General features: G+C 71.3%; 13 protein-coding genes. 7 read left to right on the top strand and 6 right to left on the bottom strand.

The annotated features are described in order from the left end of the window. Positions 1-25: 25 nt before the first annotated feature. Positions 26-3202, bottom strand: coding sequence for a (Fe-S)-binding protein (locus EGT67_RS10935; RefSeq protein WP_127916109.1), 3177 nt, complete (start codon positions 3200-3202; stop codon positions 26-28). A gap of 530 nt (positions 3203-3732) precedes the next feature. Between EGT67_RS10935 and EGT67_RS10930 the strand changes: the two genes are divergently transcribed. Then, entirely contained in the window at positions 3733-4422 is a 690-nt protein-coding gene (locus EGT67_RS10930) for a DUF8020 domain-containing protein (RefSeq protein ID WP_127916108.1), read from the top strand. A 71-nt stretch (positions 4423-4493) separates the two neighbouring features. On the opposite strand, the gene EGT67_RS10925 is transcribed toward EGT67_RS10930, so the two are convergent. From EGT67_RS10925 to EGT67_RS10910, 4 genes are all read right to left on the bottom strand, one after another. Continuing rightward, complete coding sequence (locus tag EGT67_RS10925) at positions 4494-5828, bottom strand: S1 family peptidase (RefSeq protein ID WP_127916107.1); 1335 nt, start codon at positions 5826-5828, stop codon at positions 4494-4496. A 152-nt stretch (positions 5829-5980) separates the two neighbouring features. Then, a complete protein-coding gene (locus EGT67_RS10920) occupies positions 5981-7369 on the bottom strand; it encodes a S1 family peptidase (protein ID WP_127916106.1) in 1389 nt (462 codons plus the stop codon). Between the two features lie 82 nt (positions 7370-7451). Then, positions 7452-9983 carry a LuxR C-terminal-related transcriptional regulator gene (locus tag EGT67_RS10915; RefSeq protein ID WP_127916105.1) on the bottom strand — a complete coding sequence of 844 codons (2532 nt, stop codon included), beginning with the start codon at positions 9981-9983 and terminating at the stop codon, positions 7452-7454. Between the two features lie 3 nt (positions 9984-9986). Continuing rightward, positions 9987-11768, bottom strand: coding sequence for an Hsp70 family protein (locus tag EGT67_RS10910; RefSeq protein ID WP_127916104.1), 1782 nt, complete (start codon positions 11766-11768; stop codon positions 9987-9989). Positions 11769-12063: 295 nt separating this feature from the next. Between EGT67_RS10910 and EGT67_RS10905 the strand changes: the two genes are divergently transcribed. The 4 genes from EGT67_RS10905 (at position 12064) to EGT67_RS10890 (ending at position 19181) form a co-directional block, all read left to right on the top strand. After that, positions 12064-14679 (top strand): IniB N-terminal domain-containing protein, encoded by a 2616-nt coding sequence (locus EGT67_RS10905; protein WP_127916103.1) that lies wholly within the window; start codon positions 12064-12066, stop codon positions 14677-14679. Between the two features lie 148 nt (positions 14680-14827). Continuing rightward, entirely contained in the window at positions 14828-16639 is a 1812-nt protein-coding gene (locus EGT67_RS10900; RefSeq protein ID WP_127916102.1) for a dynamin family protein, read from the top strand. A 4-nt stretch (positions 16640-16643) separates the two neighbouring features. Further along, entirely contained in the window at positions 16644-18206 is a 1563-nt protein-coding gene (locus EGT67_RS10895; RefSeq protein ID WP_127916101.1) for a dynamin family protein, read from the top strand. A 93-nt stretch (positions 18207-18299) separates the two neighbouring features. Next, positions 18300-19181 carry an SDR family oxidoreductase gene (locus EGT67_RS10890; protein WP_127916100.1) on the top strand — a complete coding sequence of 294 codons (882 nt, stop codon included), beginning with the start codon at positions 18300-18302 and terminating at the stop codon, positions 19179-19181. Positions 19182-19190: 9 nt separating this feature from the next. Here EGT67_RS10890 and EGT67_RS10885 read toward each other — a convergent pair whose 3' ends face one another. Continuing rightward, positions 19191-20957 carry a penicillin-binding transpeptidase domain-containing protein gene (locus EGT67_RS10885; protein WP_127916099.1) on the bottom strand — a complete coding sequence of 589 codons (1767 nt, stop codon included), beginning with the start codon at positions 20955-20957 and terminating at the stop codon, positions 19191-19193. A 121-nt stretch (positions 20958-21078) separates the two neighbouring features. Here EGT67_RS10885 and EGT67_RS10880 point away from each other — a divergent pair, with 121 nt between their 5' ends. Both EGT67_RS10880 and EGT67_RS10875 read left to right on the top strand, forming a co-directional pair. Next, positions 21079-21975, top strand: coding sequence for a LysR family transcriptional regulator (locus EGT67_RS10880; protein WP_127916098.1), 897 nt, complete (start codon positions 21079-21081; stop codon positions 21973-21975). Further along, positions 21972-22859, top strand: a complete 888-nt coding sequence (locus tag EGT67_RS10875; RefSeq protein WP_127916097.1) for a serine hydrolase — start codon at positions 21972-21974, stop codon at positions 22857-22859. The genes EGT67_RS10880 and EGT67_RS10875 overlap by 4 nt, the downstream gene beginning before the upstream one ends. Positions 22860-22872 lie beyond the last annotated feature (13 nt).

Raw genomic sequence — 22872 nt, 5'->3', positions numbered from 1 at the left:
TCGGTGGGGGCGCAGTCGGGTCGAACTACTTCTTGCGGCCGGGGGCCTTGGCGCCGGCCTTGAAGCCCAGCGCGCCGGGCTTGGCCTGCGGCGGAGGCGGCGTCGACGCCTCCTGCTTCGGCGCCGGAGCCTCGGCCGGTGCGGCCTCGGCCTGCGGTGCGGCAGGCTGCTCGGGCTCTGCGACGGGCTCGGCAGCCGGGGCAGCTGGTGCCGGAGCAGAGGCGGCCGGGGCGGCCTTGCGGGCGCCCGGTGCCTTCGCGCCCGACTTGAAGCCCAGTGCGCCCGGCTTGGCCTGCGGTGCCGGCTTGGCCTCGGCGGCGGGTGCCGCCGGAGCCTCTGCCGCCGGAGCAGCAGGCGCGGCTGCGGGTGCCTCGGCGGCCGGTGCCGGTGCAGCGGCCTTCGCGCCGGGAGCCTTCGCCCCACCCTTCATCTGCAGGCCCTTGCCGCCGGGTGCCTTGGCCCCGCCCTTCATGGCGAGTCCGCCGGGCTTGGCGGCAGGTGCCGCGGGCGCAGCCGGAGCCTCGGCAGCGGGTGCCTCGGCGGCCGGGGCGGCGGCGGGTGCCGGAGCGGCCGCCTTCGCGCCGGGAGCCTTCGCGGCGCCCTTCATCTGCAGGCCCTTGCCACCGGGTGCCTTGGCCCCGCCCTTCATGCCCAGTCCGCCGGGCTTGGCGACCGGAGCGGCCGGTGCCTCGGCAGCGGGAGCAGCCTCGGCGGCCGGTGCGGCGGCCTCGGCCTTGGCTCCCGGAGCCTTGGCGGCGCCCTTCATCTGCAGACCCTTGCCGCCCGGAGCCTTCGCGCCGGGAGCCTTCGCCAGGCCCTTCATCTGCAGGCCCTTGCCGGCGGCCGGTGCCGCTGCAGCAGCAGGGGCGGCCTCGGCAGCCGGAGCCGCTTCAGCGACCGGGGCCTCCGCGACCGGAGCGGCAGCCTCGGCGGCCGGTGCCGAGGCGACCGGAGCCTTCTCGCGCGGCTCGACCTTGAGGTTCGCGGTCAGCTGCGCGGGATCGAGACGCGTGACGGTTTCGAGCATCATCTGCGCGACGTCGACGACCTCGACACCCTCGCCCTGGCCCTGCTCCTGGCGTGCGGTGACGCCGTCGGTGAGCATGACGCGGCAGAACGGGCAGCCGGTCGCGATCTTCTTCGGCGACGTGGTGAGGGCCTCGTCGACGCGATCGATGTTGATGCGCTTGCCGAGCTGTTCCTCCATCCACATGCGGGCGCCACCGGCACCACAGCACATGGACCGCTCGCCGTGACGAGGCATCTCGTTGAGCTTGGCGCCCGACGCCTCCATCAGCTCACGCGGCGCGTCGTACACCTTGTTGTGACGGCCCAGGTAGCACGGGTCGTGGTAGGTGACGTCCTCGTTCAGCTTGGCGACCGGGACCAGCTTCTTGGCCCGGACCAGGCGGTTGAGCAGCTGCGTGTGGTGGACGACCTCGTAGACGCCGCCGACCTGCGGGTACTCGTTGCCCAGGGCGTTGAAGCAGTGCGCACACGTGACGACGATCTTGCGCTTGTTGTCCGGGGTGCCGTCGAACACTGTGTTGAGCAGCTCGATGTTCTGCATCGCGAGCTGCTGGAACAGGAACTCGTTGCCCGCGCGGCGAGCCGAGTCGCCGGTGCAGGTCTCCTCGGCGCCGAGGACCATGAACTTCACACCCGCGGTCGCGAGCAGCTCGGCGACGGCCTTGGTGGTCTTCTTCGCGCGGTCCTCGTAGGCGCCGGCGCAGCCGACCCAGAACAGGTACTCGTAGTCCTCGAAGGAATCCGCGTCCTGGCCGTAGACCGGGATCTCGAAGTCCATCTCGTTGATCCAGTTGAGCCGGTCCTTGGAGTTCTGGCCCCAGGGGTTGCCCTTGTTCTCGAGGTTCTTGAACAGACCCGCGAGCTCGGACGGGAACTCCGACTCGATCAGCACCTGGTAGCGGCGCATGTCGATGATGTGGTCGACGTGCTCGATGTCGACCGGGCACTGCTCGACGCACGCGCCACAGGTGGTGCACGACCACAGCGTCTCGGGATCGATGATGCCGCCGAGTTCACCCTCGACCGACTCGCCGATCAGCGGACGCTCGGCCTCGGCGCGGGCGGCCTCCGGAATCGCGGCGAGCTTGTTCTCGAGGACGTTGCCCTCGGCGTCGACCAGGCCGACCTCGTCGCCGCCCATGTCCTTGCGGCCACCGGCCAGCAGGTAGGGGGCCTTGGCGTAGCCGTGGTCGCGCAGCGACATGATGAGCAGCTTCGGCGACAGCGGCTTGCCGGTGTTCCAGGCGGGGCACTGCGACTGGCAGCGGCCACACTCGGTACACGTGGTGAAGTCGAGCCAGCCCTTCCACGAGAAGTCCTCGATCCGGCCGGCACCGAGCGTGTCGGTGTCGGGGTCGACGTTCTCCATGTCGAGGGCGCGGCCCTTCGACATCATCGGCTTGGCGGCACCCAGGGCGACGCCGCCGTCGTCCTCACGCTTGAAGTAGATGTTCGGGAACGCCGAGAAGCGGTGCCACGCGACACCCCACGTGATGTTGCGGCCGACCACGAACAGCCAGATCATGCCGGACATCAGCTTGACGAACGCGAAGCACGAGACCATGACGGCGCTCGACGGCAGCAGCTCGGCGACGCGCATCGTGAAGAAGTCGGTCCACGGGTTGGAGTGACCGGTCATCGCGATGCGGCCGGCCTTCACCATGATCATGCCCAGGCCCTCGATCAGGACCACGACCTCGACGAAGTAGGCGGCGCCGAAGCGGGAGCCCCCGAAGCGGGACAGCCGCTCGGGGATGCGGGGGTGGTTGAGCTGACGGATCACGATCAGCGTCAGGATGCCGACCACGGTGCCGATGCCCAGGATCTCGTCCCACAGGTGCCAGACCCACGTGTTACCGAACAGCGGCCAGTGGAATGTGGGGTCGAACGTCTGGCCGTAGGCCTCGAACCACAGCAGCGCGCCGCCGAGGAAGCCGATCATGACGAGCCAGTGCGCCCAACCGACGGTGCGGAACTTCTGCATCCGGGTGTGCGCGATGAACTCGACGATCATCTGCTTGAAGCGCGGGAAGAACGGGCGCCAGCGGTCGGGCGCGGACTGCCCGATCTGCACGGTCTTCGCCATCCGCCAGGCTCCGCTGAGGAACGAGGCCCAACAGACGAGGCTCAGCAGTACGCCGACGGTGCCCAACGTAATCGTCAGGGCATTCATGTCGAAGCCTTTCGTTTCGGGGCAGCACGCGTGCCGCCTGTGGGTCAGCCCACAGATCCTAACCGCTCACAAGTTACCCGCTGGTAACTTGCTACTTCTACTAATCGGTAACATAGCGCGAAGCTTCGTTTCCTGCATCTTCGGCTCTCAGGTGCGGCGCGGTGGGCGACGCGAGAGGCTTCGCTGCGTGGGCGCGAGGGAGGGCTGACCCTCGCAAGTCGGTCGTATTCAGTTAACGGTATGTGGTGCCCGTGTGACCCCTGTCGCGTAGGTAGGCCTAACCCGGCCCGGGCGGCGCGGATTTCTCCGAAACTTGGACATTCGTCCATGAATAACTTGGACATTCGTCCATAAATTGCTCGAAATGAATTGGTGACGATTTCGAGTTCTGCTGGGTTATGCTTCGCCGCGGATCGGAGCTTCGCCGAGATCGTTCGTGCAGGTGGGGGAACCCTCGGCGCTTCGGATCGTTCGGACAACATTCGGTCGGGGGGCCATTCGTGGCAGTCACAGAACGGAATGACAGCCCTATGAAGCTGACGAAATTCGCCGCTACGTCCGCGCTGGTGATCGCCGCGATGGGGATAGGGGCCGGTACCGCGTACGCGGATCCGGCACCCGCGCCCGAGGCGGTCGGTTACGCGGCGCACATCGACGGACGCTCGGTTGTCACGGTCCTCGACGCCGGTGGATTCCGGGTCACCTCGGACGGCAAGTCCGTCGAGATCCGGAACGCGGCCGGCACGGTGTTGCAGGCGCTGCCGCTGTCATATCGGATCGGCGACCAGGAGTTCTCGATCGCTCCGCTCGTCGAGGGACGCACGTTGACGTTGACGCCCGAGACCGATCCGGCCAAGGCGACGCCGGCGGACGTGGCGCAACCCTTCGATCCGACGAACCTGGCCGTCCTGGGGGAGAATCTCGCGGTATTCGAGAAGCTGGGCGACGGCGTCGACACCGCCGTCACCGTTGGCAGTATCGTCGGCACGCTCGTCGGTGCGGTCGCTGGATGCGCGATTGGTGGCACACCGCTCGCGTTGACCGGTGTCGGTATTCCGGCGAGCGTCCTTACCTGTCTCGGTGGTGCGGCCGCCGCCGCACCTGTCGGCGGCATGATCGGCACGATCGTCGCCGGCGTCCCGGTCCTCGCCTACAACGGGTGGCAGGTGTACCAGACGCTCAACGCCGCACCGGCCGCGCCGGCGCCCGCCGCTGGGTGAGTTGACGGTATTCGAACGCAGAACGGGCCCGCTTCCTCGAGGAAGCGGGCCCGTTCTCCGTATCGGGTGGGTCAGGACGTCCTGAGCGCCAGTCCGGGGTTCTGCCGCAGGATCGTGTTGATCGGGGTGGCGAACAGTTCCGGGGTGCTGCCCGTGACGGATCCGACGAAGTCCGCGACCTGGCACATGCCGAAGTCGCCGACGTTCGATGCGCTCGAGATGCCGAGGGCGAGCGTGCCGGTGACGATGGTGCCGCCGCTGTCGCCCTGCAGTGCGCACAGGTTGGTGGCGAATCCGTCGGTGAGCACCCGCTGTCCGACGGGAACGGTCTGGTTGGTGGCGGTCACGACGCCGCAGTTGAAGCCCGAGGTGTTGCCGGCCTTGCACACCGGTGCGCCGACGACGGGGTCGGCGGTGCCGGTGATGCCGAGCGGTGCGGCGCCCGGAACCCGGATGCCGTTGTTCGCGAAGCGCGGGGCCGAGTCGGACGTCGGCCGGATGATCGAGTAGTCGTACCCGTCGAGGCTGGTCTTCTCGAAGGTGCCGATCATCGGTCCGGACACCTCGCCCACCATGGCGTACGCCTTGGACGCGTTCTCGGTGCCGGCGAACGTCCGGTTGGGGTCGCAGTGGCCGGCGCTGATGTTGACCGGTGCACCGTTGCCGTCGGTCGCGTTGAACCCGAGCGAGCAGCGCAGGCCCATACCTCCACCGACTGCGGCGTACGGGTCGCCGCCGAGGAAGGCGTCGGCCGCGTAGTAGGCGGACTCGGGACCCTGGGCAACGGGCTGCAACGGCGCGAGGGCGGGGCCGAGCACGAGGCGCGCGGCCCCCTGGAGGAACGGCGGCAGCAGGTCGAACAGGTCACCGGCGGTGTCGTCGGCCCGCAGGATCACGTTGTTGGTGGTGATGTCGATGGCGACACCGCGAACGAGCTTGCCGATCTCCGGGGGCAGGGTGCCGATCCAGTCGGTCAGCGCGGTGCGGGCGGACTCGAGTTGGTTCTGGCTCCGCTCGACGTCCTTGCTCGTGAACCCGGCCTGCTCGACGGCGGCGCGGGCGGCGTCGCGGTCGTGCCCGGCGAGCCCGACGATCGGCGTCCCGGACTGGTCGATCCACGCCCCGGCGAACGCGTCGGGGAACTGGACGCGCGCGATCTCCGCGAACTCCGCCAGCTTCTGGCCCAGCTCCGACCGTTCCAGGTACTGGTCCGGCGAGAGCTTCAGGTCCCGTTGCAACGCCTCGACGAGCTCGATCGGCAGGTGCGCCGCCTGGTCGGAGACACCCGACTCGGACACTGCGGGCGATTCGGCGGGCTCGGCCTGTGCGACGGCTGTCAGAGGGCCGAGGAACAGGAGCGCGGTAGAGCCGAACACCGCGGCACGACGTGCGAGCGAGCTTCGCATGAGGGCCTTTCTATTGTCCGCCCTGCGCCCATGGACCCCGAGGCGCGCAGAGAGGAGCACCCGGCTACGCGGGTGCCCCGAGTCGCATTTGACTATATGGGTTCGGTACCCCGAAGCCCACCCGTTATGCGTAAATCCGCGTGAACGAATCGTCAGGCGCCGGCGGCGCCGGTGCGCACGGAAAGACCGGCGCCCAGACCCCCGCCGGAGGACGCGTCGGCGGCGCCCAGGATGGTGCGGATCGGAATGCCCAGGTTGGAGGTTCCACCGTCGAACGCGAGAACCATGTTGGCCTCGGCGCAACTGGGTGCGTCGCTGCTGTTGGACCCGCTGGTGATGCCGAGAGCCAGCGTGCCCGTGACGATCGCGCCGCCGCTGTCTCCCGCGAGAGTGCAAGCGGTCCCGGCGAATCCGCGCACCGTGTGGCTGGCGCCGTCGAAGGTCATGAGCTGTGCCTCGACCCGGTCGGCGGACACGACACCGCAGGTGAACGACGACGTCTGCCCGGACTTGCAGATCGGGGCTCCGACGACGGGGACGGCGGTGCCGGTGACGGTGAGGGTGCTGCCGCCGGCGCCGCGGATCACCGGGCGGTCGAGGCCGACGCGCAGGCCCGCGTCGTTGAGGCGGATCAACGAGTAGTCGATGGTGTCGTTGCCGCCGATCTCGGAGCGGGCGAACTTGCCCACCTCGAGGCTGTCGGCGAGGTTCTCGCGGTTCGGCAGGTACACGCCCGCGTTCGCACCCTGCGCGGGGTCGCAGTGACCCGCACTGATGTTCACGGCATTGCCGTTCCGGTCGACGCCGTTGAATCCGAAGGAGCAGATTCCGATTTCGTCGCGGGGCGCGTCGCCCAGGGGCTTGGCCGACGTCACGTAGGTGTCGCCGCCCATCGGCGTCCGTTCCACCGGGGCCGGCCCGACATTCGAGAGCTGGACCTTGACGTTCGCGATCTGCGTGGGCAGGTCGAGTGCGCGTCCGGCGGGGCTGTTGGCGATGTCGACGACGATCTGGTTGTTCAGGACGTCGATCGAGGCGGACCCGACCTGCGATGCGATCTCGCGCGGCAGGTCCGACACCCAACGGTTGAAGTCGGCGACGGACTGCTCGAGTCCCTCGAGGGAGACCGGTGCCATGTGGGTGCGGTACCCGTCGCGGGCCGCGTCCTGTGCCGCCTCCGTCGTCGTCACGGCGACGACGGGGTGACCGTCGAGACCCATCCAGGCGCCGGCGAACTCCTCGGGACGTTCGGCCCTGAAGTCCGCCGCGTACGAGCCGAGTTCCTGCGCGCGTGCGGCACGGTCGAGGTACTCCTGCGGGCTGATCTGCAGATCCCGGGTGATCGCCTCGACCAGATCGGCGGGCAGCTCGTCCGCGGAGAGCTGCGTGACGCCTGCCCCGGACGACCCGACCGGGTCGGTCGGCTCGGCGTGCGCGGACGCGGTGAGCGGTGCGGCGAGCAGCAGCGTCGACGATCCGACGACAGCGGCGCGGCGGGCGAACGACAGCACTGCGGCGCGCGGCGCCAGCGAGGTACGCATGGAGTTCCTTCGGTGTCTTCGGGATCGGCCACCAACAATAGGGCACGGTACCGACTACGGCTCGGGAAATTTCGACCGAAGTTCACGAGGCGGACGATTCGGCGCCTCCGTAGCCGAGCGCGCGCAGCATCGACAGCAACTCCGATCGGGAGTTGGCGCCGAGCCGTCGTCGGATCCGCGCCACGTGGTGCTCGACGGTCTTCGGCGCGATGTACAGGCGGGCGCCGATCTCGCGGTGGGTGAGCCCGAGGAGCAGCAGACCGGCCACGTCCGCCTCGCGCTCGGTGAGTGTGCCCCCGCTCGCATCGGGTGCGGCGGACTCGCCGGTGGGTTGCGGCGCCGTCGTGTCCCGCAGCGAGCGAGCGACCTGGAGCAGCGTCGTGGCGCCGCGGGTGTCCGAGACGCGAAGCGCGGCTTCGCCGGCCAGGCGTGCGCCGTCCCAGGGAAGTCCGATGCGCTCGAGTTCCCGTGCCGCGGACTCCACCTCCGACGCGTCCGCCTCCTCCCGGAGCACCCGCAACCAGACGCGCCCGGCGGCGGCGAGCCCGGCGGAGTAGGCGCTCACCGCGGCGGCCGCGGCGAGCGCCCGAGCGTGCGGCAGCAGCTGCGCCGGGTTGTCGCCGAGGATCGCGGCCTGCACGCCGTACCAGTGCAGCGCCGCACCCCACAGCGCCGGTTCACCGAGCCGGCTCAGCAGTTCCTGCGCCTGCGCGATCAGGTGCGCGATCCGGGGGACGTCCCCGACGCGCACCGCGGCCAGCCAGAGTTCCCCGAGCGGCAACAGGCTGAACAGGTCCACCGAGTAGCCGGCGACCACCGGTTGGGCCACGGACCACTCACGTTGCAGCGCACCGACGTCCCCGTTGCGGCGGGCGAGCCCCACGCGCAACCCGTGGACGAACAGGGCCTCGCGGGCGTGCAGCGGACTGTCGGTGGGGAGCGCGTCGACGATCGAGGCGGCGGCGATGAGATCACCCCCGATCATCGCGGTCCACGCCGACAGCACGAGGTGCCGGGTGCGGGCGATGCTCGCCGGCGGATCGGACTCCAGTGCTCGCCGAAGCACCGAATCCGCGTGCGCGAGTTCGCCGGAGTGCAGACACAGTAGTGCGGTGACCGCGGTCGCGCTGTCCGGCAGCAGGCGTGCGTGCGCGCTGGTGTTCAGCAGCGACATCGCACGGGTGAGCGAGTTCATCGCGAGCGCACCGGAATCCGCGATCGACTGGCTGAGTCCTTCGGCGAGCAGCGCGACACCCGCCGCCCCGGACGTCGGCGGTCCCTGTCGTCCCGCTGCGAGGTGTCCGGCGGCCGACTCGGGGCGCCCGGCGGCGAGCAGGACCGTCGCGGCGATCGCGGCGTCCGCCCCGACCCGCTCGGGACCGAGCCACTCGTACAGATCGGCGCTGCGCTCGACCGCTCCTCGGTACGCCGCGATACCGGCCGAGATGCGCACCGCGGAGGCCAACTCCACCGGTTCGAGGGCGGCGGCGCGGTCGATCATCGAGTCGGTGAGCGCTTCGGCGGTGTCCAGGTCGCCGGCCAGCGCGCTCGCCTCGGACCGGCGCAGGGCGACGCAGTCGGCGTCGGCTCCGGCCCGGACCGCGGCCGCCAGGAGTTCGGCAGCGCGCACGGGGTTCTCCGATTCCGCGCACGTGCACAGGAACTGGGCGAGCCGCCGGTCCTCGAGACCGGCCTCGGCCAGCATCAGCGCGGCCTGTGCGTCGAGCGTCCCGGCGTCGAGTCGCGCCGTCAGCACACCCGCCTGGAGTTCCCGCAGTCGTGTGACGCCCAGCGCCGCGCCGACCAGTGGCCGCACCGCGGGCGCGGCGGTGTTCGCGCGGGGCACGAACGCACTCGCGCGCACCCGGTCCGTGAGGTCCAGTCCGGCCTCCGGCGTCAGTTGCAGGACGGTGGCCAGGTCCGTCGAATCCATGCCGAATCCGAACGCGCACAGCGACAGTGCCGCGAGCATGTCCGTGTCGAGATGTCGCAGCGCGTCGTGCAGATGCGACGCCACCGCGGCGTGGATCGCGTTCTCGTCGCAGTCCGAGGACTCGGCCGCGTCGAGTCCGGCGTCGATGGAGGCGAGCACGCCCGCGGTCGACTCGTGGAGCGAGCGGGTGAGGTCCGGCGCCAGCGCGATTCCGCGCCGCCGCGCTCGTTCGTCGACCTCGCTCGGGGTCAGGGGGCGGAGGTCGATCACCGGCCCGCGTGCCTGCATTCCCGTCACGAGGTCGCACAGCGGCGTGCGGTGTGGTCGGGGTTCGGTGGCCACGACCACCGTGCGGTTGCCCCGTTGCACGAGTCGACGCAGGGCGACGAGTTCGGCGTCGGGCAGGGCGTGCGCGCCGTCGAGAACCAGTGGTCCCGAGTCGAGCAGCGCGGCATCGACGGTGGCGTGCACGCGATCTGCCCGTGTGCTCAACATGTTTCGCGCGGAAGCGAGCAGGAGAGACTTCCCGCTGCCGGAGTTGCCGCGAACCAGGACGCAACCGTCCGCGCGTGAGGTGAGCGCCTCGGCGAGGTCCCGGCCGCCGGGCACCCCGGCGAGTGCGGGGTCCGACGGCGAGTCGCCGAACGGCGCTGCCGACGCGCCTGCTCCTAGGGTCCGCATCGACTACTTTCCGATCAGCAGTCCGGTCACCGGGTCGACGACCGCCCCGACGATGTTCCCGACGCCGGTCCCGATACCGGTCACCGCTGCCCCGAGTCCCTTGCCCACACCGGTGGCTGCCTTGCCGATTCCCTCGCCGACGTCGGCGGGGGAGGGTCCGCTGGGTGCCGGATTCGGCACGCCGCCCACGGGTGCGGGCGGGATGTATGCGGGCGGCGCCACCACGGCGCCACCGGGCGCCTGGCCTTCGGGGGTGGGAGCGGAGGGCGCTGCGGGGGCACCTTCCGGGACGCTCGGTGCCGCACCCGGCGTACCCGGGGTGCCCGCAGTCGGACCCGGCGCGGTGGTGACGCGTCCGGCATCGGCGGTCCGGACGAGTCCGCCGTCCGCAGCCGTCGCGGTCCCGCCCGTTCCGACGTGGCCGACGGTGACGGTCTCGCCCGGTACCGCACCGCCGATCGCCGCGCCGGGCGTCGTGACACCGCCGGATGGTGCCGTGGTCGTTCCGGGGACGGATGAACTCGACTGTGCCGGTTCGTTCTTCGATGCCGTCCCGATGGACAGACCGCCCGCGGTGAGGATCCCGACGGCGGCCGCGGCGGACAGGACGATCGCGATTCGGCGCCGGGTCGGGGACTCGCTCCGAGGCGAGCGCATACGGGACGGGAAGCTGGGGACGACCGGTGCGACGACCGTGTCGTCGGGGACGTGCTCGTAGTCGGGGAAGATCGTCGTCGCGTCGGTGGACGCCGGTTCGTCGACGGCGAGGTGGGCCGCTCCCAGCGCGGCGGTGAGCGCCGGGTCCGCTGCCGCCACCACCGCGAGGCCCAGTTCGGACGAGACGAGTTCGGCCACCAGCGGGATCGCTCCGCCACCGCCCGTCAACAGCACGCAGCCGACGTCGGAGACCTCGATCTCGGCCGACCGCAGTGCTTCTCGGACCAGTTCGAGCGAACCGGTGAGTGCCGGCCGGATCAGATCCTCGAGTTCGGACCGGACCAGGCGTACGTCCGCGACGTACCCGGGCAGGGCGACGGGGATGACGGTTTCGGTGTCCGTGGACAGCGACTCCTTGGCCGCCGCGCAGTTCCGGCGCAGATCCCCGAGCGCGGCAGTCGTGGCGCTGTCGAAGGGATCGAGATCGTCGGTCTTGTCGGAGACCGTGTCGAGCACGTACCGGGTGACCAGGTGGTCGAAGTGCGTGCCGCCGAAATCCTCGGACCGGATCGGCTTGCCGAGGATCGACGGTTCGGTGCCGGTGCGGACCACGGAGACGTCGAGCGCGGACGCACCGAGGTCGTAGACCACCACGACACCGTCGCCCTGCAGATCACGCGACGATTCGAGCCAACGTACGCAGGCGGTGGCCTCGGGCACGACGCGCGCCGCCGCGATCCCCGCGCGAGCGAGCGCGGATTCGAGGGCGTGGACGGTGTACGTGTTCCATGCGGTCGGGTGGGTGACGGCAGCGGCGCCGGTGCTCCCGACGGCGTCGATCAGTCGGGCCGCTGCGGCGGCGAACAGGTCCTCACCCCGATGGACGTGGCCGTTGTCGTCGAGCAGGCCCACCGGATCGCCGACGCGTTCGACGAACCCGGCCACGGGGAGGCCGGCGGGGTCGGTGGGCGGATCGGGGAACGTGACGGATCCGTCGGCCGCGACGTGCAGAACCGACGGGCGGGACGTGGTGACGAGTGCCGGTTCGGCGACTTCCGATCCGGCCTCCGATAAGGACGCGGTGCGCGAATTGGCGGTTCCGACAGCAATTCCGAGTCCAGCGGTCATACCCTTCTCCCGTCCGTTCTGGGCGGGTTTGCGTGACCGCCGGTGGTATGGCGATTGTCGGTGTGTCGTCGTCGTGCGTTACGGGAACGGGTGACGAGCGGTGCGGGTTTGGGGGTGATCCCCCTAATCCGGCCCGATCCCCTATGGAGGGAGGCGAGAATCCCCCTGTCGGTGCTCGGGGGGATCCGCCCCGTTACCGTGCACGTCCCGGATTCGTAGCGTGGAAACCAATCTCGCCGCAGTGTCCCGGTCGGATCTTGCGGCAGCCGGCCTCCAGACTGTCAGGAGCGTTCCCATGGCCAGCAACGCAGTTCTCGACTTCATCCTCCGGCTTCTCCGCGACGAGGACGCGGCCGCGGCGTACTGCGCGAATCCGCAGGCGGCGCTCAGTGCGGCCGGACTCGACGGTGTGTGCCACGCCGACATCGTCGCGGTGGCGCCGATGGTCGCCGAATCCGGGCTGTTCGGACCCGCGGCGGGCGATCTGGGTGCGATCCTCGCGGCCGGTGCCGGAGCGGCGGGGTCGGTCGGCGGAGCCGCCGCCGGTGGCCTGGGTGGCGGTCTGGGTCTCGGCGGCGGTCTGGGACTCGGAGGCAGTGCCGGGCTCGGCGCCGGTGCGGGGCTGGGACTCGGTGCCGCCGTGGGCGGTGGGCTGGGCGGGGGTCTCGACCTCGGTGGCGGCTTCGACTTCGGTGGGGATCTGGCGGCCGCGCTGGGCGCGGCGCTCGCGGCCGGCGGCGCGATCGGCGCGCAACTCGGTGCGGCCATCGGCGGCGCGATCGAGGCCGCGGTCGGGCTGGGCGGCGGCCTCGATCTCGGCAGCCTGACCGACCTCGGTGGTTCGCTGGATCTCGGTGGGGCGCTCGCCGCGGCCATCGGCGGCGCGCTCGACGTCGACGGCTCCCTCGTGACCGATCTCGGTGCCGCGCTCAATGCCGCGTTCGCCGGCGTGAGCAGCCTCGACCTGGATGGACTGCTGTCGGTGGACGGCGGATTGACTGCTGCGCTGGAGAGCGCGTTCGGCATCGGCGGCGAGCTGGGAGCCGAACTCGGCGGCGCGCTGGGTGCGCTCTTCGGTGCGGCGATCGAGGCCGGCGCCGGGCTCGATGGGGGGCTCGGCGCCGGTCTCGAGGGGCTGCTCGGGTTGGGCGGTTCGCTCGGCGCGGCGCTCGGTGGTGGCCTCGGGATCGGCGCGGATCTCACCGCGGCACTGACCGGAGCGCTCGAGTCCGCGCTGTCGCTCGGCGGCAGCCTCGGAGGCGGACTGGACGCCGACATTCTGGGCCAGATCGGTACCAGCCTGAGCGGGCTGCTCGAGTCGGCGCTGTCGCTCGGCGGGTCCATCGGCGCCGATCTCGGTGCCGCGCTGGGCGGCGCCCTCGAACTCGGCGGCGCCCTCGACCTCGCGAACCTGCTCGAGATCGACACCGCGCTGGACCTGGGCGCGTCGCTCGGCAGCCTGATCGGTGGCTCGCTCGGTGTCGACGGGGCGCTCACCACCCAGCTCGGTGCCGCGCTGGGTGCCGCTCTCGAGGGCGTGAACAGCCTCGACCTGGGGGGTCTGCTGCAGGCGGGTGGTGGCCTGACCGCGGCCCTCGAGGGCGCGTTCGGCGTCGGCGGCGATCTCGGCGGTGCGCTGGGCGCCGCGTTCGGTGGCGTGCTCGACGGCGCCGTCGAGGCGGCCGGGGGGCTCGGCGGTTCGCTCGAGGCGGCGCTCGCGGGTGTGTTGGGAGCCGGCGGCGACCTGTCGGCTGCGTTCACCGGCGCCCTCGAATCGGCGCTCGAGGTCGGCGGTAGCCTCGGCGCGGAGTTGGGCGGCAACGTGGGTGCCGATCTGACGGCGGCGCTCAGCGGCGCCCTCGGGTCCGCGCTCGCGGCGGGGGGCTCGATCGGAGCCGAGCTGGGGGCGGCTCTCGGTGGGGCTCTGGCCGGCGGGCTCGGCGGCAGCCTCGACCTGGGCAGCCTCGCCGACGGCGATCTGGGCACCGCGATCAGCGGGGCGCTCGGCGGAGCGCTCGACGTCGACGGCGCCCTCACCGCCACGCTCGGCACGGCGATCGACAGCGCGCTCGCGCTCGCCGGCAGCGTCGAGGTGGGAGCCGACGCGAATCTCGGCGGCCTGCTCGAGGCCGCGTTCGGTGTCGGCGGCTCGGCCGGCGTCGACCTGGGCTCGGCGCTCGGAGGCGTCCTCGGGGGCGGCCTCGAGTCCGGAGGTTCGCTGGACCTCGGCGGCCTGCTCGCCGGTGACGGTGGCTTCGGCACCGAGCTGGGCGGTGCGCTCGGCGGCCTGCTCGGCGCGGGCGGCTCGGCCGGCGGCGACCTCGGTGCGGCCCTGGACGCGGCGCTCGGCGCCGGCGGCGGGCTGGGCTCGACGGGGGATCTCGGGGGTCAGCTGGGCGGCGGTCTCGGCTCGGCCGGTGACCTCGGTGGGCAGCTCGGTGCCGACCTGACCGGCGCGCTGAACGGTTTCGTCGATGCCGCGACGGCCGCAGCCGGCGGACTGCAGGCCGGCGCCGGATCGTCCGGTTCGGTGGACGGCGGATTCGGTGGCGGTGTCGAGGGCGGGATCGGTGGTGACCTCGGCGGCGGCTTCGGGTCGAGCGGCGACGTCGCCGGCGGACTCGGCACCGGCGTCGCCGGAACCGGAGACATCGCGGCCGACCTCACGAGCGGTCTGACGTCGGCGTGGCAGGGCGCAGTCGATGCGACCTCCGACCTCACCACTGGGCTGACGGGTGGTCTCGCGGGCGGAAACGCCTGGTCCTCGATCGACGGTGACGCGTTCGGTTCGGCGCATTCGGACGCGGGGCTGTTCGCCGACGGCGTCGCCGACGCCCTGGGACACGTCGGTTCGTCCATCCTCGACCCGGCCGCCACCCAGCCGGATCTCGGACACGATCTGCTGCCGTGACGACCCGGCGGAGCTTGTAACGAACGGGGCCCCGGACGCGCTAATGCGAGCGGGGCCCCGATTCGTATCCAGCGGAGCGGCGGATCAGCCAGCGCGCGTACGCGGATGCGGGCGCGGGTCGGAACAGAGAAGCGGGGCAGCGGGACTCATGAACGACGCGATGACGGATCTGCTCGATCGAACGACGACGATCGCCGCCTCGGCGGGCCGCGGCGATCTGGTGGAACGGCTGGCTCTGGTCCGCACCCGGACGGTCGATCCCCGGTTCCGGGTCGTCGTGGTCGGCCAGCTCAAACAGGGCAAGAGCCAGTTCGTCAATTCCCTGCTCAACCTGGCGGTGTGCTCGGTCGGCGACGACGAGACCACCGCCGTTCCCACCGTGGTGCAGAACTCCGAGCGGGCCTTCGCGGAGTTGGTCCTCGCCGAGCCCGGCGGTGAGCCGCTCCGGGTGGACCTGCCGCTCGACGAACTCGAGGCGGTGACGCCGAAGACGCCGCGCGCCGAGGGGCGCGAGGTGCTGCGGATCGAGGTCAACGTGCCGAGCGCCCTGCTCGCGGACGGTCTCGTGTTCGTCGACACGCCGGGTGTGGGAGGGCACGGAAATCCGCATGCAGCAGCCACTCTCGCACTGCTGCCGGCGGCGGATGCGGTGTTGGTCGTGTCCGACGCGAGCCAGGAGTTCACCGAACCGGAAGTCGCGTTCCTCCGGCAGGTGACGGTGTTGTGTCCGGCGGCGGCGTGCCTGATCACCAAGACCGACCTCTACCCGCACTGGCGACAGATCGTCGACGCGGATCGCGGTCACCTGCGCCGAGCCGGAATCGACGTCCCGCTGCTGCCGATCTCGTCGATCCTGCGGTCACACGCCCTGCGCCTCGACGACCGGGCCCTGCACGAGGAATCCGGATTCGACGCGCTGTACGACTTCCTGCGCACCCGGGTGATCGAGTACGCGCGGGGCGGCCTCCGGCGGACGGTGTCCCTGGACGTCCACTCCGTCGTCGAGCATCTCCAGCTGGCGCTCGCCAGTGAGCTTGCCGCACTGAGGGATCCGGAGAAGGGTGCGGTTGCGGTGGCCGAGTTGCAGCGGGCCAAGGCGGTCACCGAGGAACTGCAGAAGAAGACCGCGCGCTGGCAGCAGACCCTGGCCGACGGCATCGCCGACCTGGCGTCCGACATCGATCACGACCTGCGCGACCGGTTGCGCCAGGTGACCCGGGAGGCCGAACGCGCCGTCGACGAGGGTGATCCCGGCAAGGAGTGGACCGAGCTGGGGGAGTGGCTCGAGCAGCAGATCGCGCAGTCGGTGGGCGACAACTTCGTGTGGGCGCACGACCGTGCGCTGTGGCTCGCGGAGGTGGTGGCGGAGCATTTCGCGGACGCCGGCGCGGTGGAACTGCCGCAGCTCGACGTCGCCGACACGGACGGTGTCCTCGAACCGGTCGTGGAGTTGGCCGATCTCGAGTCCGGCCGGATCGGCATCACCCAGAAGGTGCTCGTCGGCATGCGCGGGTCGTACGGCGGCGTGCTGATGTTCGGCCTGGTCACCACCCTGATGGGGATGGCACTGGTCAACCCGATCTCGGTGGGTGCGGGAGTCCTGCTGGGCACCAAGGCGTACCGCGACGACCGGGACGCGCGCGTCGTCAAGCGTCGAGCCGACGCCAAGGTCGCCATCCGGCGCTTCACCGACGACGTCAGCTTCCAGGTCGGCAAGGAATCGAAGGACCGGCTGCGGCTGATCCAGCGGTTGCTGCGCGACCACTTCACGACCATCGCCGAGCAGACACTGCGTTCGCTCGCAGATTCGCTGCGGGCGGCGCAGGAGGCGGCCACCGTCGCGTCGACCGAACGGGCGCGCCGCGCCGCCGAGGTCGAGCGGCAGCTCGATGCCCTCGCCGGGCTGAAGGAGCACGCCGCGCAGCTGTTCCCGGTCGAACCGCTGTGGGCGAGGAGGTGACGGCGTGACGACGCCGGCGTCCCTGGACCGCGCCCGGACCCTGATCGCGTCCGCGCGTGACGCGTATGCGGGAAATGTCTCGGCCCGAACGCAACTCGCGGAATGCGCGGCGCGGCTCGAGCAGCCGCTGCGGGTCGCGCTGGCCGGCTCGCTCAAGGCCGGCAAGTCGACGTTGCTCAACGCGTTCGTGGGACAGGACATCGCGCCCACGGACGCGACCGAGTGCACCCGCGTCGTAACCTGGTACCGCAGTGGTGCCACCCCCACGGTCACCGCGGTCCACGACGGCGATCGGTCGGTGAACGTCGCGGTGCAGCGCCGCGCCGGACGCCTCACGTTCGACCTCGGCGACCTCACCGCGGACCGGGTCGACCGGTTGGACGTCGAGTGGCCCGCCCCCGCGCTCGCGCAGACGACCATCATCGACACCCCCGGCACGTCGTCGCTGTCGAAGGACGTCTCGGCGCGCACGTTCGAGATGCTGACGCCGGAGAACGCGGTGTCTGGCGCCGACGCGGTGGTGTATCTGCTGCGCAGCCTCGGTGCGTCGGATGTCCAGTTCCTCGGCCGTATCGGCACGCACGTGGGCGGCGAGTCGGGTCCGCTCGGGGTGATCGGGGTCGTCTCGCGCGCCGACGAGGTGGGTGCCGGCCGGGCCGACGCGATGATGTCCGCGAAGGACATGGCGGCGCGGTTCGCATCGGAACTCGAGCTCACCGGACTGTGCCAGGCCGTCGTGCCGGTCGCCGGACTGCTGGCGCTGGGCGCGCGGACTTTGCGGCAGAGCGAGTTCGCGGCGTTCGAGGCGCTGGCCACGGTGCCGGCGGAAGACCTGCAGTTGGCGATGCTGTCGGCGGACCGGTTCGCGCGCGAGGACGTCCCGCTGCCGGTGGACACCGCGGTGCGCCGACAGTTGGTGGAACGATTCGGGCTGTTCGGGATCCGGCTCGCGGTCATGCTGATCCGTCTGGGCGTTCAGGATTCACCCACTCTCGCATCGGAGTTGGTGGCGCGCAGCGGGCTCGACGAGTTGCGTCAGGTGATCGACGTCCAGTTCGGGCAGCGCGCCGACCAGCTCAAGACGCACTCGGCGCTCGTCGCGCTCGAACGTGTCCTCGAGGCGCATCCGGGGTCGGAGACGCCGCGGCTGCTCGGTGAGGTCCGGCGGTTGCTGGCCGACGTGCACGGATTCCAGGAACTGCGGATGCTGGGCCGACTCCGCGGCACCGAGACCGGCCTGTCGCCCGACGACCTGGTCGAATTGCAGAGGCTGATGGGCGGATTCGGCATCGATGTCGCCCAGCGGCTCGGGCTGACGCCGGACACGTCGATCGAGGAGGGGCGGGCGGTGGCGCTCGGTGCGGTACGGAGGTGGCGCGAACGTGCGGCACACCCGCTGGTCGACCAGTTCACCGCACGGGCCTGCCGGGTCGCCGCCCGCAGCGCCGAGGGCGTGCTCGCGGACCTGGGCGGCTCCGGCGGTTCGGACGGCTTCGAGGGGGCCATGCGACTGGACCTCGACACCGGATCGGTCCGGGTGACAACGGTTCCGCGGGGCGAGCGCTAGGCCCGGCGAACGGAGGAACACGTCGTCCGGCCCCACGGTCGGCACCGGCGACCCCCTGTTCAGACCCGACCGGCGGGTCTAGGCTTGGTAGCCATGACCGCCTTCAGCGGCAAGGTCGTTCTCATCACCGGCGGTGCACGGGGCATCGGCGCCGAGGTTGCGCGGCGCCTGCGCGCCAGAGGCGCAAACCTGGTGCTCGTCGATCTCGATCCGCCCCCGCTGCGTGCGCTGGCGGAGGAACTGGGCGGTGACGACCACGTCGTCGCGGTCGCCGCCGATGTGCGTGATCTGAACGCGATGGAGGACGCGGTCGCGAAGGGGATCGACCGGTTCGGCGGCATAGACGTTCTCGTCGCCAACGCCGGTATCGGCAGCTACGGGTCGATCCTCGGGGTCGACCCCGCAGCCTTCCGTCGGGTGATCGAGGTGAACCTCGTCGGTTGCTTCCACACCGTCCGCGCCGCCCTGCCGGCGGTCATCGAACGACGCGGGTACGTCCTCCTCGTCTCGTCCCTCGCCGCGTACGCGGCGATGCCGGGTATGGCGGCCTACAACGCGTCCAAGGCCGGGGTCGAACACTTCGCCAACACGCTTCGCGTCGAGGTTGCTCACCGCGGCGTCGATGTCGGGTCCGCACACATGTCGTGGATCGACACGCCACTCGTCCGGGAGGCCTTCGCCGACCTGCCACCGTTCGGACGAGCGCTCGCAGCACTGCCGGGGCCGATGCGGAAGACGCTGTCGGTGCAGGAGTGCGGCGCCCGATTCGAGCGGGGAATCGAGCGGCGCGCCAGGCGGATCAACGTGCCTGCCTGGGTCGGCGCGTTGCGGTGGCTGCGGCCGCTGCTGCACACGCCGCTGGCGGAGCGCGTGGCCGGAAAGGACGCCGCGACCGTGCTGCCGGAGCTCGACGCCGAGGTGGCCAGGCTCGGCCGGTCGCTCAGCGCCCGGACCCGGGCGCTCGGCGAGGACTAGCACCTCCGGTCAGTCGAGGGGCCGCAGGAAGTTCCCGGCGATGTCGAGCGCGGGTCCGGAACTCTCGCCGGAGACGACCAACACCGCGAACGCGACGTTGCCGCGGATCCCGACGAACCAGCCGTGGGCGTGCTTGCCGTCACCGAACTCGGCGGTCCCGGTCTTGCCGATGAGCCCGGAGATGTCGGAGAGGCTGGTGGCGGTGCCACTGCGAACGGCCTCGGCCATCATGGCTTTCAGGTCCCGCACGTGGCCGGGGTCGAGTGGTTCCGGAGCGTGATCCGCGGTCGCGGGATCGCCGGCGATCAACTGCGGGAGCGGTGTCTGTCCCTCGGCGATGGTCGCGGCCACCATCGCCATGCCGAACGGGCTGGCCAGGTCCTCGCCCTGACCGATCGCGGCCTCGACACGCTGTGCGGGTGTCCGCGCCGACGGCACCGAACCGGTCACTGTTGTCAGTCCCGGGGTCACGTAGTCGACACCCAGTCCGAACTCGCGTGCCTGTTCCCGCAGCGCGTCGGCGGGTAGTCCGACGGCGAGCCGACCCATCGTGGTGTTGCACGAGTGCGCGAACGCGGTGTGCAGGGGCACCCGACCCAGATCGAACTCGTCCTCGTTGGGGATGCGGCGGCCCTCGATGTTCGCGGTGCCCGGACAGTCGACGGTGCTGTCCGCGTTCACCGCGCCGGCGCGTAGCGCCGCCATCGTCGTGATCGTCTTGAACGTCGATCCCGGCGGGTACAGGCCGGTGAGGGCGATCGGACCGGACTTGTCGGCGGCCTCGTTCTGCGCGACCGCGAGCACCTGACCGGTCGACGCGTCGAGCGCGACCAGCGCCGAGGCCCGATGCTCGGTGTCCACCGCCCGCTGGGCCAGATGCTGGATCCGCGGGTCGAGCGTCGTGCGGATCGCCGTGCCGTGCGGCGGGTCGCCGCCGGCGAGGGTGCCGACGATGCTGCCGTCGCGCTCGACGGCCTGCACCCGCCAGCCCGCCGAATCCTGTTGCCGCGCTTCCCAGGTCTCCCGGATGCCGGCGACGACGGGCGACGTCAGCTGCCGATCGACGGTGAGCAGCCGCAGCTGGTCGGACAGGTGGAGTCCGGGCAGCGTCTCGAGTTCGGCGCGGATCGGCGCGACGTCTTCCTGGCGCAGGCTCGCCAGGTTCACCCGCTCGGATGACGGGTCGGTCCGCGGGAGGGCGAACCCCGGCACCGCCCGGCCGAGGATCGCGGTCACCGCCGCGCGCGTCGCGGAATCGTCTGCGAGCATCGCGGATTCGGCGTCGATCACGGTCACGGTCTGCGGCTCCATCAGCGCCATGCCGTTGGCGTCGAGTACCGAGCGGGTGTCGGCGACCGTCGTGTACTGCAGTGCCTGACCCGGCCGCAGCCGCTCGTGCACGACGCCGGACGACCATGCGACGCGGCGACTTCCGTCGACGGTCGACAGGGGCACCGTCGTCGAATAGCCCCATTCCCGACCGCCTCCGAAGTCCCACTCCGAGCGGTAGGTGAACACCGCGTCGGCGGCCTGCTCGACGGTGAACGCCCCACCGGCCCCGTCGCCGAGGCCGTCGAAGGTGCGGGCCAGGACATCGGTCGCGCCGTTCGGATCGTCGGTGAGCGCGGCCGCCGCGGCCACGTCCCGGTTGGACAGGGCCTCGACGAACCGGCGTGCGACCTTCTCGCCGGAGTCCGGTCCCAGCAACCCGCACGACGTCAGGACGATCGCTCCCGCGGCCGCGAGCGCCAGGCTTCTCCACCCGACCGGTGCCATCTTCACTCCGTTCGCTCGATTGGGGTCGAGAGGCAGCGAAGCACCACGGGCAGCGGTGAGTCCAATATCCTATGGGTGTGCGATCGATACATCATTCGAATAACTGCAGTTCAGGTCTGCTGTGAACCTGCTCCTGCACCTCGAATTCTTCATCGCCGTGGCGGAGGAGCAGCACTTCGGTCGCGCCGCCGCGCGACTGGGGATGACCCAGCCGCCGCTCAGCCAGGGCATCAAGAAACTCGAGCGCGAACTCGGGGTCACGCTGTTCCATCGCGGGTCGAAGGGGGTCGCCCTGACCGCCGGCGGGCAGGCGCTGCTGCCCGACGCGCTCGAACTGGTCCGGCAGGCGCGACGGTTCACCGCCACCGCCCGCCGCCGTGGCAGCCAGGAGCGGAGCCTGCGCCTGGGGGTGATGCCCAAGGTGCCCACGTCGCTGGTCGCCGACCTGGTGTCGACGGTGCGTGCCGCCACGCCGTCGGGCCTGGTCGAGGTGACCATCGCGCCGAGCGTGGACCTGATCGAGCAACTGGGATCCGGCGCCGTCGACGTCGCCGTGGTCGAGCACCCCGCCCTCGTCGAGCGGTTGGTCGGCACCGACGTCGTGTCGCTGCCGCTGACGCTGCTGGTCCCGGCGACACATCCCGCGGCCAAACACGATCCGTGCGAGCTGTCCAGGCTCGGCGGCCTGCGGATCGCGTCGCCGCCGCGCGCGGACGGTCCGGCGGCCTACGACCTGCAGGGCGACGCCTTCGCCCGCATCGGCATCGACCTCGAGGCGGTCCATGCCCCCGACGACCGGTGGGCGCTGGCATCGGTCGCCGCGGGGCAGGCGTTCGCGCTCACCGCGGACCCGGATCTCTCGGCGCCCGGTGTGCGACGGGTACGGCCGGGCGACGCGTCGCTGCGACTGCGCCTGCGGTGTCTGCGCGCGGCGTCCGGCGACGTCGCCGACAGCGTCCTCGATGCCGTCGCCGAGCGGATCACCCGATTCGCCGAGACAGGGCGTGGGCGGCGATGATTGGCGCGACGACGTTCGAGGGGCTGTTCGCGGACGCCGGTGTGCGCGGGTGGGTGCACGCCGTTCCGGTCGCGGGACCGGACACCGAGGCCGGGCGGGATCCGGACACCCCGGTCGTCATGGCGTCGGTCTACAAGCTGCCGGTCATGGTGACCTTCTGTCGGTCGGTCGACGCCGGCCACCTCGACCCGACGGAGCAGGTGACACTCGCGCCGGAGAACCGGACCCCCGGTCCCACCGGCGTCTCACAGTTCCTCGATCCGGTCCGGATTTCGCTGCGCGACGCCGTGCGGTCGATGATGGCGGTATCCGACAACGCCGCCGCGGACGAGGTGCTGCGCCGGGTCGGCGTGGACCGGGTGAACGAGACGATGCGTACCCTCGGACTCGGGTCGACACGTGTCCTCGGCGGCACGGCCGACACCCTGCGAACACTGGTCGACGACACCGGAACGGATTCGCCTGCAGCCGCATTCGCCCGGATCGGCGACAACGACAGCGTCGTGTTCCCCAGCGGGTACGACCCGGTGCTGTCGAGCGCGACCACCCCGCGGGACATGACGACCCTGCTGTCGGCGGTGTGGTCCGGCGCCGCGGCGTCGCCCGAGCAGACGGCGTTCATGCGCACGGTGATGTCGAGTCAGGTGTTCACGGCCCGTCTGCGCTCCGGGTTCCCGTACGGGGACGTCGTCGTGGCCGGGAAGACCGGGACACTCGGTGCGATCCGCAACGAGGTCGGCGTGATCGAATTCCCGGACGGCGACGCCTTCGCCGTCGCGGTGTTCACGCGGGCCGCGCGCGCGGATCCGTTGCTGCCCAGCGCCGACGCCGCGATCGGCCGGGCCGCGCGTGCGGCGATCGCGGAACTGCGCCGGTTGGGATGACCGGGTCGCCCTG

The sequence above is a fragment of the Prescottella agglutinans genome, from assembly GCF_004011865.1.
GTDB classification, from domain to species: domain Bacteria; phylum Actinomycetota; class Actinomycetes; order Mycobacteriales; family Mycobacteriaceae; genus Prescottella; species Prescottella agglutinans.
This window is presented reverse-complemented; position numbering and strand designations above follow the sequence as displayed.